Genomic DNA, 12,451 nt, shown 5'->3' with positions numbered 1-12,451 from the left:
CCCATGCTCAGCATCCAAGACATCCGCAATGCCGCGCAGCGCATCCAAGGCAAGGTCGAGCGCACGCCCTGCCTCTACTCCCATACGCTGTCCCAGATCGTGGGCGCCAAGGTCTATCTCAAGTTCGAGAACCTGCAGTTCACGGCGGCGTTCAAGGAGCGCGGTGCCTGCAACAAGCTGATGCAGCTGGACGCCGAGCAGCGCGCACGGGGCGTGATCGCGATGAGCGCGGGCAACCATGCCCAGGGCGTGGCCTACCATGCGCAGCAGCTGGGTGTGCGGGCGGTGATCGTGATGCCGCGCTTCACGCCGGGCGTCAAGGTGGAGCGCACGCGCAGCTTTGGTGCCGAGGTGGTGCTGCATGGCGACACCCTGGAAGAGGCCCGCGCCCATGCCTATGCGATGGCCGAGGACCAGAAGCTGGTGTTTGTGCATCCGTTTGACGATGCCGACATTGCCGCGGGCCAGGGCACCTTGGCGCTGGAGATGCTCGAAGACCAGCCCGATCTGGACACCTTGCTCATCGCCGTGGGCGGTGGTGGCCTGATTGCCGGCATCGCCACGGCGGCCAAGGCCGTCAAGCCCGGCATCCAGGTGGTGGGCGTGCAGACCTCGCGCTTTCCCAGCATGGTCAATGCGGTGCAGCACCTGGATTTGCCGGTGGGCGTATCGACGATGGCCGAAGGCATTGCCGTGGCCACGGCCGGCATGATCACCCGCGAGATCGTGGCCCGCACCGTCGATGACCTGGTGCTGGTCGAAGAGAGCGATATCGAGCAGGCCGTGCTGATGCTGCTGGAGATTGAAAAGACCCTGGTCGAAGGGGCTGGCTCGGTGGGTCTGGCGGCGCTTCTGCGCTACCCCGAGCGCTTCCGGGGCCAGAAGGTGGGCCTGGTGCTGTCGGGCGGCAATATCGATCCGCTGCTGCTGGCCTCCATCATCCAGCGCGGCATGGTGCGCTCGGGCCGGCTCGCGCGCCTGCGCATCAGCTCGCGCGATGTGCCCGGCATGCTCGCGCGCATCACCGCCATCGTGGCCGAGGCGGGGGCCAACATCGAAGAGGTGCACCACCAGCGCGCCTTCACCAAGCTGGCCGCGCAGAACACCGAGATCGACATCGTGCTGCAGACCCGCAGCAAGGCGCATATCGACGAGGTGGTGGACAAGCTGCGCGCCGTCGGCATGCAGGTCGATCTGGCCTGAGCAACCGGGCATCATGCCGGCCCGGCCGCAGGGCCGGTTTGATGCATATCAGGCGCTGCCGAGAAAAGTGGCGGCGTAGTTCTTCAGAACGATGGCAGGGCGCAGGCCATCGTTCTTCCGGCGCGGCCTGATGCGCTAACCGGTGGATGGTGCGCTGCGCGCTGGCGCAGGACAGTAGGGGTAGACCAACAACATCTGCCCCCACCATGGATTCCGCCACTGCCCCTCCCGCTGTCTCGCGCCAGGCCTGGAGCGTGCTCGCCGTCAGCACGCTGGCCTTCACGGTCTGCTTCATGGTGTGGATGATGTTCGGCGTCATCGGCATCCCGCTCAAGCAGCAACTGGGCCTGAACGCGACCGAGTTCGGCCTGCTCACCGCCATGCCGGTGCTCTCGGGCTCGCTGGTGCGGGTGCCGCTGGGCATCTGGACCGACCGCTTTGGCGGCCGCAACGTGATGACCCTGTTGATGGCGGTCACCGTGCCAGCCGTCTGGCTCATGGCATACGCCACGCAGTACTGGCAGTTTCTCGTCATCGGCCTGTTTGTCGGCCTGGCGGGGGGCTCGTTCTCGGTGGGCACGCCCTATGTGGCGCGCTGGTTCCCCCAGCAGCGCCAGGGCATGGCCATGGGTGTCTATGGCGCGGGCAACTCGGGCTCGGCCGTCAACAAGTTTCTGGCCCCGGTCCTGTTGGTGGCCGGCGGCTGGGCGCTGGTGCCCCAGGTCTATGCAGCCATTCTGGCCGGCACCGTGGTGCTGTTTTGGCTGTTCAGCGCGCACGACCCGCGCCACCTGGTGGCCAGCAATGTCCGCTTTGTCGACCAGCTGCAGGCCTTGAGGGACCCGCGCGTGCTCAAGTACTGCCAGTACTACAGCATCGTCTTTGGCGGCTATGTGGCGCTGGCGCTGTGGATGGTGCAGTACTACGTGGGCGAGTACGGCCTGGACATCCGCGTGGCTGCCTTGCTGGCGGCCTGCTTCTCGCTGCCCGGCGGCGTGCTGCGCGCTATTGGCGGTGTGCTGTCCGACAAATACGGCGCCCACAAGGTCACCTGGTGGGTGATGTGGGTGAGCTGGATCTGCCTGTTCCTGCTCAGCTACCCGCAGACCGATTTCACCATTGCCACCGTCAACGGCCCCAAGACCTTCCACCTGGGCCTGAACGTCTACAGCTTCACCGCGCTGATGGGCGTGCTGGGCGTGGCCTTTGCGTTTGGCAAGGCCAGCGTCTTCAAGTACATCGGCAACGACTACCCCGACAACATCGGTGCCATCAGCGGCATCGTGGGCCTGGCCGGCGGCCTGGGCGGCTTTGTGCTGCCCATCCTGTTCGGCCTGCTGCTCGATCTGACGGGCGTGCGCTCCAGCGCTTTCATGCTGCTCTATGGCGTGGTCTGGGTCTCGCTGATCTGGATGTACTGGACCGAGGTGCGCCGCACCGATGTGATGGGCGCTGCCGCTGACCGCAAGGCATGACAGCCGCCATCGATTTCCCCCGGAAAGACTCTCCATGAAAACCAACACCCCCTCTGCACCGCGCCGCGGCAGCACCTTGAAGATCTGGACCCCGGAGGACAAGGCCTTCTGGGAGAAGGAGGGCGAGGCCATCGCCAAGCTCAACCTCTGGATCTCCGTGCCGGCCCTGTTCCTGGCCTTTGCCGTCTGGCAGGTCTGGAGTGTGGTGGCCGTCAGTCTGCCGGGCCTGGGCTTCCAGTACTCCACCAACCAGCTGTTCTGGCTGGCGGCCGCGCCTGCGCTGTCAGGTGCCACCTTGCGCATCTTCTACTCCTTCATGGTGCCGCTGGTGGGCGGCCGGCGCTGGACGGCGATCTCCACTGCCAGCCTGCTGATCCCTGCGATCGGCATCGGCATTGCCGTGCAGGACCCCGCCACGCCATACCCGACCATGCTGATCCTGGCCTTGCTGTGCGGCCTGGGCGGGGGCAATTTCAGCTCCAGCATGGCCAACATCAGCTACTTCTTCCCCAAGGACCGCAAGGGCTCGGCGCTGGGCGTGAATGCCGGCCTGGGCAACCTGGGCGTGTCGGTGGTGCAGTTCCTGAGCCCCATCGTCGTCACCGTGGGCCTGCTGGGCATCTTTGGCGGTGAGCCGCAAACCATCACCCAGGGCGGTGTGCAGGTCAAGGTGTGGATGCAGAACGCCGCCTTCATCTGGGTGCCCTGGATCGCGCTGACCTCGGTGGTGGCCTGGTTCACGATGAATGACGTGGCCGATGCCAAGGCTTCGGTGGCCGCGCAGGCTGCCATCTTTGTGCAGCCCCACAACTGGATCATGTGCGTGCTCTACCTGGGCACCTTCGGCTCCTTCATCGGCTTTGCGGCCGGCTTTCCGCTGCTCATCAAGGGCCTGTTCCCCGAGGTCAATCCGCTGGCCTACGCCTGGCTGGGCCCGCTGGTGGGCGCGCTGGTGCGCCCCTTTGGTGGCTGGCTGGCCGACAAGGTCGGTGGCGGCGTGGTCACGTTCTGGAACTTTCTGGTGATGGCGCTGGCCGTGCTGGGCGTGCTGTGGTTTCTGCCCAAGGGCACGGGCAGCTACGCGCTGGCCGTGGGGCCCCAGGCGGGCAGCTTCACCGGTTTCTTTCTGATGTTCCTGGTGCTGTTTGTCACCACCGGCATCGGCAACGGATCGACCTTCCGCATGATCCCCGTGATCTTCAACCAGCTGGCTACGCAAGGTGCCGGCAAGGATGCGGCCTCGCAGGCCGCCGCCCTCAAGGAAGGCAATGTGCTGGGCGCCGCTGCTGTCGGCTTTGCCGGTGCACTGGGCGCCTACGGGGGCTTTTTCATTCCCAAGAGCTATGGCAGCTCGATCGCATCCACCGGCGGGCCCGAGGCCGCGCTGTGGGTCTTTTCTGCGTTCTATCTGCTGTGTGCCGTGGTGACCTGGTGGTGCTATGCCCGCCGCAACGCCGCGATGCCCTGCTAAAGCCTGGACCCCACGAGAAAGAGAACTGTTATGAGCCATTTCCTCGACCGACTCACCCACTTTCGTCTGCCCAAGGAGAGCTTTGCCGGCGGCCACGGCCGCACCACCGGCGAAGACCGCACCTGGGAAGATGCCTACCGCGCCCGCTGGGCGCATGACAAGATCGTGCGCAGCACGCATGGCGTCAACTGCACGGGCTCCTGCTCCTGGAAGATCTATGTCAAAGGCGGCATCGTCACCTGGGAAACCCAGCAGACCGACTACCCCCGCACCCGCTGGGACATGCCCAACCATGAGCCGCGTGGCTGCGCCCGGGGCGCCAGCTACAGCTGGTATCTGTACAGCGCCAACCGGGTCAAGTACCCGATGGTGCGCGGTCGTCTGCTGGAGCGCTGGCGCGCTGCGCTCCAGGTCGCCAGGACGCCGGTCGATGCCTGGGCCTTGATTGCGCAGGACGACGCTGCACGCCGCGACTACCAGCAGGTGCGTGGCCTGGGCGGCTTTGTCCGCTCCACCTGGGACGAGGTCAACCAGCTGGTGGCCGCTGCCAATGTCTACACCATCAAGCAGCACGGGCCGGACCGCATCATCGGCTTCTCGCCCATCCCGGCGATGAGCATGGTCAGCTACGCGGCCGGCAGCCGCTACCTGAGCCTGATCGGCGGCGTCTGCATGAGCTTTTACGACTGGTACTGCGACCTGCCGCCGGCCAGCCCCCAAGTCTGGGGCGAGCAGACCGACGTGCCCGAATCGGCGGACTGGTACAACAGCAGCTACATCATTGCCTGGGGCTCGAACGTGCCGCAGACGCGCACGCCCGATGCCCACTTCTTCACCGAAGTGCGCTACAAGGGCGCCAAGACCGTCGCCGTCACCCCCGACTACAGCGAGGTGGCCAAGCTCTCCGATGTCTGGCTGCACCCCAAGCAGGGCACCGATGCGGCGCTGGCGATGGCCATGGGCCATGTGGCGTTCAAGGAGTTCTACTTCGACAAGCGCAGCGAATACTTTGACGACTACGCACGCCGCTTCACCGACCTGCCGATGCTGGTACTGCTCGAGAGCAAGACCCTGGCCGACGGCAGCGTGGTGCAGGTGCCCGGCCGCTACCTGCGCGCCAACGATTTCAACGGCAAGCTCGGCCAGGACAACAACCCCGAGTGGAAGACCATGGCCTTTGACAGCCAGGGCCGCGCCGTGCTGCCCCATGGCTCCATCGGCTTTCGCTGGGGCGCCGAGGGCCGCGATGACGCGGGCAAGTGGAACCTGGAGTCCAAGGAAGCACGCCATGGCGACGAGGTCACCCTCAAGCTCTCGGTGCTGGAAGACGGCAGCCAGGCCCATGAGATTGTGGATGTGGGCTTTCCGTACTTTGGCGGCATTGCCACGCCGCACTTCACCGCCAACGAACAGCAAGGCGACGTGAGCCGCGCCAAGGTGCCGGCCGTGCGCCTGCGCCTGGGCAGCGATGGCGAATACCACGAGGCCCTGGTAGCCACCGTGTTCGACCTGCAGGCTGCGCAATACGGTATCAACCGGGGGCTGGGCAGCGGTGCTGCCAGCTACGACGACAATGCCGCCTACACGCCCGCCTGGGCCGAGAGCATCACCGGCGTGCCGCGCGAACAGATCACGATGGTGGCGCGCGAGTTTGCCGCCAATGCCGACAAGACCAAGGGCAAGTCCATGGTCATCATCGGCGCGGCGATGAACCACTGGTACCACTGCGACATGAACTACCGGGGCGTCATCAACCTGCTGATGCTCTGCGGCTGCGTGGGCCAAAGCGGCGGCGGCTGGTCGCACTATGTGGGCCAGGAAAAGCTGCGCCCCCAGACCGGCTGGACCGCGCTGGCCTTTGCACTGGACTGGGCACGCCCACCACGCCAGCAGAACTCGACCAGCTTCTTCTACGCCCACACCGACCAGTGGCGCTATGAGAAGCTGGGCCTTGAAGAGATCGTGAGCCCGCTGGCCGACCGCAGCCAGTACGGCGGCAGCATGATCGACTACAACGTGCGCGCCGAACGCATGGGCTGGCTGCCCAGCGCGCCGCAGCTCAAGACCAACCCCTTGTCGATAGCGGCCGCCGCCGATGCCGCCAACCTGGCGCCGCGCGACTATGTGGCCCAGGGCCTGCAAAGCGGCAGCCTGGCGATGAGCTGCGAAGACCCCGATGCGCCCGAGAACTGGCCGCGCAACCTGTTTGTGTGGCGCAGCAACCTGCTGGGCTCCAGCGGCAAGGGCCATGAGTACTTCTGCAAGCACCTGCTGGGCACCGACAACGGCGTGCAGGGCAAGGACCTGGGCCCCGATGACGCCAGGCCCGAAGAGGTGACCTGGCATGCCGATGCGCCCCAGGGCAAGCTCGATCTGCTGGTCACCCTGGACTTCCGCATGAGCACCACCTGTCTGTATTCGGACATCGTGCTGCCCACGGCCAGCTGGTACGAGAAGAACGACCTCAACACCAGCGACATGCACCCCTTCATCCACCCGCTGTCGGCAGCGGTCGATCCGGTGTGGGAATCGCGCTCGGACTGGGAAATCTACAAGGGCTTTGCCAAGTCCTTCAGCGAGGTCTGCGTGGGCCACCTGGGCGTGGAGCGCGACACCGTGCTGACCCCGCTGATGCACGACACCCCCGCCGAGCTGGCCCAGCCCTATGGCGTGGCCGAGTGGAAAAAGGGCGAGTGCGAGCTGATCCCCGGCAAGACCGCGCCGCAGGTGACTGTGGTGGAGCGCGACTACCCCAACACCTACAAGCGCTTTACCGCACTGGGCCCGCTGATGGACAAGCTGGGCAATGGCGGCAAGGGCATTGGCTGGCAGACCGGCACCGAGGTCGAGCAGCTGGGCCAGTTGAATGGCCTGACCACCGAGCCTGGCGTGACCGAAGGCCGCCCGCGCATCGTCAGCGACATCGATGCCTGCGAAGTCATCCTGCAGCTGGCCCCCGAGACCAACGGCCATGTGGCGGTGAAGGCCTGGGTGGCGCTGGAGAAGTTCACCGGCCGCGAGCACAAGCACCTGGCGATCTACCGCGAGGACGAGAAGATCCGCTACCGCGACATCCAGGCGCAGCCGCGCAAGATCATCAGCTCGCCCACCTGGAGCGGCATCGAGAGCGAGACGGTCAGCTACAACGCCGGCTACACCAATGTGCATGAGCTGATCCCATGGCGCACCCTCACCGGCCGCCAGCAGTTCTACCAGGACCATCCCTGGATGGTGGCCTTTGGCGAGGGCTTCTCCAGCTACCGTCCGCCGGTGGACATGAAGGCCACGGCCGGCATGCAGGGCATCCAGCCCAATGGCCACCCCGAGATCCAGCTGAACTTCATCACGCCGCACCAGAAATGGGGCATCCACAGCACCTATACCGACAACCTGTTGATGCTCACGCTCAACCGGGGCGGGCCGGTGGCCTGGATCAGCGAGGAGGACGCCCAGCGCGCCGGCATCGAGGACAACGACTGGATGGAGATGTTCAACCTCAACGGCGCTGTCGCCGTGCGGGCGGTCGTCAGCCAGCGGGTCAAGCCCGGCATGGTGATGATGTACCACGCGCAGGAGAAGATCATCAACACGCCCGGCAGCGAGATCACTGGGGTGCGCGGCGGTATCCACAACTCGGTCACGCGGATTGTGCTCAAACCCACGCACATGATCGGCGGCTACGCGCAGTACAGCTACGGCTTCAACTACTACGGCACCATCGGCACCAACCGCGACGAGTTCGTCGTGGTGCGCAAGATGGCCAAGGTGGACTGGCTGGACACGCCGCGCGATGACCACCTGGCCGCCGCCTACCAGGCCCAGGGCGAGAACCCCTGAGCGCCGCGCAGAAGGAGTCCCCGCCATGGCACTGATCCACACCCCTGCTGGCGCCATCTTCTCGGCGCGGCCCCTGGCGGCCGCGCTGGGCGAGGCGAGCTCGTACACCTTGGTGCGCGATCCCGATCTGCAGATCTTCCGCCTGGTGCTGCAGGCCGGCCAGCGCCTGCACCGCCACCAGGTGCCCGAGCGCATGGTGATCCAGTGCATCGAAGGTCGTTTCATCTTCGAGACCATGGGCCGCCAGCTGGCCATGGCGCCGGGTGACTTCTGCCATATCGGCGCGGGCGAGCCCCACGCTGTGCATGCCCAGGAGGCCGCCTCGGCCCTGGTCATGCTTTTCGCACCGACCCCCACACCAACCCCCACGGAGAACCCAACATGAAGGTTCGCGCACAAATCGGCATGGTCCTGAACCTGGACAAATGCATCGGCTGCCATACCTGCAGCGTCACCTGCAAGAACGTCTGGACCAACCGCCCCGGCGTCGAGTACGCCTGGTTCAACAACGTCGAGACCAAACCGGGCATCGGCTACCCCAAGGAATGGGAAAACCAGGACCGCTGGAATGGCGGCTGGGTCCGCAAGGCCGATGGCTCCATCGCGCCACGCCAGGGCGGCAAATGGCAGCTGTTGATGAAGATCTTCGCCAACCCCAACCTGCCCGAGATCGACGACTACTACGAGCCCTTTACCTTCGACTACGAGCACCTGCAAACCGCCAAGGAGATGAAGGCCGCGCCCACGGCCCGGCCGCGTAGCCTGATCACCGGCCAGCGCATGGACAAGATCGTCTGGGGCCCGAACTGGGAAGAGATCCTGGGCGGCGAGTTCAGCAAGCGCAGCAAGGATGTGAACTTCGACGAGGTGCAAAAGGACATCTACGGCCAGTTCGAGAACACCTTCATGATGTACCTGCCGCGCCTGTGCGAGCACTGCCTCAACCCCGCCTGCGTGGCCAGTTGCCCCAGCGGCTCGATCTACAAGCGCGAGGAAGACGGCATTGTGCTGATCGACCAGGACAAGTGCCGTGGCTGGCGCATGTGCGTCTCGGGCTGCCCCTACAAGAAGATCTACTACAACTGGAAAAGCGGCAAGGCCGAGAAGTGCATCTTCTGCTACCCGCGCATCGAGGCGGGCCAGCCCACGGTCTGCTCCGAAACCTGCGTCGGCCGCATCCGCTATCTGGGTGTGCTGCTGTACGACGCCGACCGCATTGAAGAAGCGGCCAGCGTCACCCAGGACAAGGACTTGTACCAGGCCCAGCTCGACATCTTCCTCGACCCCAACGACCCGGCGGTGATCACCCAGGCGCGGGCCGATGGCATCCCCGAGGCCTGGCTGATCGCGGCCAAGAGCAGCCCCGTCTACAAGATGGCGGTGGACTGGCAGGTGGCCCTGCCGCTGCACCCTGAGTACCGCACCTTGCCGATGGTCTGGTATGTGCCGCCGCTGTCGCCCATCACCGCCGCCGCCCAGGCCGGCCATGTGAGCGCCAATGGCGAGCTGCCCGATGTGGACCAGCTGCGCATCCCCGTTAAATACCTGGCCAACCTGCTCACCGCAGGCGACACGGTGCCGGTGGTGCGCGCGCTGGAGCGCATGCTGGCCATGCGCGCCTACCAGCGCGGCAAGCATGTCGATGGCGTGCCCAACGAGGCCGCGCTGCAGCAGGCCGAGCTGACGGTGGCCGAGGCCGAGGAGATGTACCGGATCATGGCCATTGCCAACTACGAAGACCGCTTTGTGATCCCCACCACGCACCGCGAATACGCCGAGAACGCCTTCAATGTGCGCGGCGGCTGCGGCTTCTCGTTTGGCAACGGTTGCAGCGAAGGCGTGACCGACACCAGCCTGTTCGGCAGCGAGAAAAAACGCACCATCCCGATCCAGGCGAGCCTGTGAGGAGAGACGACATGAAAGACAGCATCAGCTTTACCTTGCGCGCACTGGCCCACCTGCTGCGCTACCCCGACGCCGACATGCGCGGTCATCTGGTGGACATCCACACGGCGCTCAATGCCGAGAACGCCTTGGGCCATGTGCGCCGCAGCGAGCTGGACGCATTGATGGACCGCCTGCTGGCCGAAGGCATGGATGCCGAGGCCATCTATGTGGACCTGTTTGACCGCGGCCGTGGCACTGCGCTGCACCTTTTCGAGCATGTGCATGGCGACTCGCGCGACCGGGGCCCGGCGATGGTGGACCTGGTCCAGACCTATGAGCAGGCCGGCCTGCTGCTCGACCCTGCCGAGCTGCCCGACCACATGACCGTGCTGCTGGAGTTCGCCTCCACCCAGCCGACCTTGGAGGCGCGCGCCTTCATCGGTGAGTTTGCGCACATCCTGCAATCCATCGCCGCTGCACTGAGCCGCCGGCACAGCGACTACGCCGCCGTCGTGTCGGCCGTGCTCGATCTGGCCGGCCAGCCGGTGGTGGCCGACACCCCCGCTGCACCGCTGCCCGCCGACGAGCCGCTGGACGCAAGCTGGGAAGAGCCCGCTGCCTTTGGCGGCTGCAACAGCCAGGGCCAGGCCGCACCGGGCAGCACCCAACCCATCCACATCACGCGGCGCCAGCCACCCGCTGGCGCGGCCCGCTGAACCCCGAGGAGACCGCCATGCCCATTGCATTGCACAACTTCCTGTTTAATGTCTATCCCTACATCTGCCTGGCCGTCTTTCTGATGGGCAGCCTGGCGCGCTTTGACCGCGACCAGTACACCTGGAAGAGCGACTCCTCGCAGATGCTGCGCGCCGGCCAGCTGCGCTGGGGCAGCAACCTGTTCCATATCGGCATTCTGTTCTTGCTGTTCGGCCACACGGTGGGCCTGCTCACGCCACACTTCATGTATGAGTGGCTGATCACCGCACCGCAAAAGCAGATGCTGGCCATCATCTCCGGCGGTACTGCCGGCCTGGTCTGCTTTATCGGCCTGAGCCTGCTGCTGCACCGCCGCATTGTCGATCCGCGCATTCGCCGCACCAGCCACCGCACTGACCTGGCCATCCTCATCATCCTGTGGGTGCAGCTGGTGCTGGGCCTGGCCACCTTGCCCGCCTCGTTCTCGCACCGGGTCGATGCCCACGCGATGCTGGTGCTGGCCGACTGGGCCCAGCGCATCGTCACCTTCCGCCCCGACGCGGCAGGCCTGGTGGGGCTGGACTGGCAGTTCAAGGTGCACATGGTGCTGGGCATGACGATCTTCCTGCTCTTCCCCTTCAGCCGCCTGGTGCATGTCTGGAGCGGGCTGGCCTCGGTCGCCTACCTGGCACGCCCCTACCAGCTGGTGCGTGCGCGCCGTCTGAACCTGCCCAACAAACAGCAAGGAGGCCGCCCATGAACGCCGACCTGCACCCCCCCACCGGTGGCTGCGGAAGCGCGGCCTGCAGCTGCCAGGACAGCCCCGCCACCCCCAGCCTGCCCCGCATCGAGGCCCCACTCGGCGCCCCGCGCGGTGCGCTGGCCGCTGCCCAGGTCAACGGCATTGCGCTGTGCGATGCCGACGAGCTGCTGGACCCGATGGAGCTGCGCCAGCGCGCCTGCACCGAGCTGCTGCGCCAGGCCGCCCAGGCCCAGGGCCTGCTGGCGGCGGACGACCCCGTGCCCAGCGCTGGCGCCATCAGCGAAGCGGCCGGCAGCGCCATCGAGCAGCTGCTGGACGCCGAGCTGCCACTGCCCGATCCCGACGACAACGCCGGCCGCCGCCACTACCAGGCCCATGCAGCCCGCTACGCCCGGGGCGAGCGCGTAAGGGCACGCCATGTGCTCTTCGCCGTGACGCCGGGTGTCGACATCCACGCCTTGCGCCAGCGCGCCGAGGCCTGCCTGCTGGATGTGCGCAGCGCCACCCCACAAGAGCAGGCCGCCGGCGACCGCTTTGCCGCCGCTGCCAGCGCCAGCAGCAACTGCCCCAGCGGCGCGCAGGGTGGCCAGCTGGGCTGGCTGCGCATCGAAGACTGCGCCCCTGAATTTGCCCGCGAGCTTTTCGGCCATGCCGAGGTGGGGGTGTTGCCGCGGTTGGTGCACAGCCGTTTTGGTCTGCATGTGGTGGAGGTGCTGGAGCGTGAGGCGGGCACCGTGCCGCCTTATGAGCAGGTGCGGGCCGCTGTGTTGCAGCAGTTGCGGCAGCAGAGTTTTGCGACGGGGTTGTCGCAGTATCTGCGGGTGTTGGCTGGGCGGGCGCTGGTGGTGGGGGTGGATTTGGAAGGGGCGGAGACGCCTTTGGTGCAGTAGCTCGCTTGTTTGTTTGCTCTGTGCCGCAAGGCTATTGTTTTGGCAACTGTGGTTGCTTTGATGACAGAGGCCGGGAGTGTCCAAGTAAGAGATGCTGACGGACTCAGCTTCCTCTTTATCTCAATTGCTTAATCGAAGGACAGAAGCCGGATTTCGTCCGGCAGCCGACTCACTTTTCTTGCTCGCACCGGTGTGCCGGACCAAAGAAAAGTAAGCAAAAGAAGTGCGC

The 12,451-nt window shown here is 65.9% G+C and carries 9 protein-coding genes; all 9 read left to right on the top strand.

Annotated features, from left to right (window positions below):
• The first annotated feature begins 3 nt into the window (after positions 1-3).
• The 9 genes from ACHWUQ_RS10055 (at position 4) to ACHWUQ_RS10015 (ending at position 12,222) form a co-directional block, all read left to right on the top strand.
• Positions 4-1,203, top strand: coding sequence for a threonine ammonia-lyase (locus ACHWUQ_RS10055; RefSeq protein WP_312414197.1), 1,200 nt, complete (start codon positions 4-6; stop codon positions 1,201-1,203).
• A 206-nt stretch (positions 1,204-1,409) separates the two neighbouring features.
• Complete coding sequence (locus tag ACHWUQ_RS10050) at positions 1,410-2,678, top strand: nitrate/nitrite transporter (RefSeq protein WP_394681035.1); 1,269 nt, start codon at positions 1,410-1,412, stop codon at positions 2,676-2,678.
• A 34-nt stretch (positions 2,679-2,712) separates the two neighbouring features.
• The gene (locus ACHWUQ_RS10045; protein ID WP_394681034.1) at positions 2,713-4,149 is read left to right on the top strand and encodes an MFS transporter; all 1,437 of its coding nucleotides are present in this window, start codon (positions 2,713-2,715) and stop codon (positions 4,147-4,149) included.
• A 30-nt stretch (positions 4,150-4,179) separates the two neighbouring features.
• On the top strand, positions 4,180-7,986 hold the full coding sequence (locus tag ACHWUQ_RS10040) for a nitrate reductase subunit alpha (protein WP_394681033.1): 3,807 nt from the start codon (positions 4,180-4,182) through the stop codon (positions 7,984-7,986).
• Positions 7,987-8,011: 25 nt separating this feature from the next.
• Entirely contained in the window at positions 8,012-8,371 is a 360-nt protein-coding gene (locus tag ACHWUQ_RS10035) for a cupin domain-containing protein (protein ID WP_394681032.1), read from the top strand.
• On the top strand, positions 8,368-9,891 hold the full coding sequence (narH, locus tag ACHWUQ_RS10030; protein ID WP_394681031.1) for a nitrate reductase subunit beta: 1,524 nt from the start codon (positions 8,368-8,370) through the stop codon (positions 9,889-9,891). Before ACHWUQ_RS10035 ends, narH begins: the two co-directional genes overlap by 4 nt.
• Before the next feature lie 11 nt (positions 9,892-9,902).
• Entirely contained in the window at positions 9,903-10,589 is a 687-nt protein-coding gene (gene narJ, locus ACHWUQ_RS10025; RefSeq protein ID WP_394681030.1) for a nitrate reductase molybdenum cofactor assembly chaperone, read from the top strand.
• Positions 10,590-10,606: 17 nt separating this feature from the next.
• Positions 10,607-11,329: a respiratory nitrate reductase subunit gamma gene (narI, locus tag ACHWUQ_RS10020; RefSeq protein ID WP_312526132.1), complete on the top strand. Its 723-nt coding sequence runs from the start codon at positions 10,607-10,609 to the stop codon at positions 11,327-11,329.
• On the top strand, positions 11,326-12,222 hold the full coding sequence (locus ACHWUQ_RS10015; protein ID WP_394681029.1) for a peptidylprolyl isomerase: 897 nt from the start codon (positions 11,326-11,328) through the stop codon (positions 12,220-12,222). The genes narI and ACHWUQ_RS10015 overlap by 4 nt, the downstream gene beginning before the upstream one ends.
• The last annotated feature ends 229 nt before the right edge of the window (positions 12,223-12,451 follow it).

The organism is uncultured Comamonas sp. (assembly GCF_964277875.1).
GTDB lineage: Bacteria > Pseudomonadota > Gammaproteobacteria > Burkholderiales > Burkholderiaceae_C > Comamonas > Comamonas sediminis.
This window is presented reverse-complemented; position numbering and strand designations above follow the sequence as displayed.

What these genes read in the sequence shown, in the direction of transcription:
- ACHWUQ_RS10015 (WP_394681029.1), top strand. Translation starts at nt 11,326, where the DNA reads ATGAACGCCGACCTGCACCCCCCCACCGGTGGCTGCGGAAGCGCGGCC.
- ACHWUQ_RS10045 (WP_394681034.1), top strand. Translation starts at nt 2,713, where the DNA reads ATGAAAACCAACACCCCCTCTGCACCGCGCCGCGGCAGCACCTTGAAG.
- ACHWUQ_RS10040 (WP_394681033.1), top strand. Translation starts at nt 4,180, where the DNA reads ATGAGCCATTTCCTCGACCGACTCACCCACTTTCGTCTGCCCAAGGAG.
- narI (WP_312526132.1), top strand. Translation starts at nt 10,607, where the DNA reads ATGCCCATTGCATTGCACAACTTCCTGTTTAATGTCTATCCCTACATC.
- narH (WP_394681031.1), top strand. Translation starts at nt 8,368, where the DNA reads ATGAAGGTTCGCGCACAAATCGGCATGGTCCTGAACCTGGACAAATGC.
- ACHWUQ_RS10050 (WP_394681035.1), top strand. Translation starts at nt 1,410, where the DNA reads ATGGATTCCGCCACTGCCCCTCCCGCTGTCTCGCGCCAGGCCTGGAGC.
- narJ (WP_394681030.1), top strand. Translation starts at nt 9,903, where the DNA reads ATGAAAGACAGCATCAGCTTTACCTTGCGCGCACTGGCCCACCTGCTG.
- ACHWUQ_RS10055 (WP_312414197.1), top strand. Translation starts at nt 4, where the DNA reads ATGCTCAGCATCCAAGACATCCGCAATGCCGCGCAGCGCATCCAAGGC.
- ACHWUQ_RS10035 (WP_394681032.1), top strand. Translation starts at nt 8,012, where the DNA reads ATGGCACTGATCCACACCCCTGCTGGCGCCATCTTCTCGGCGCGGCCC.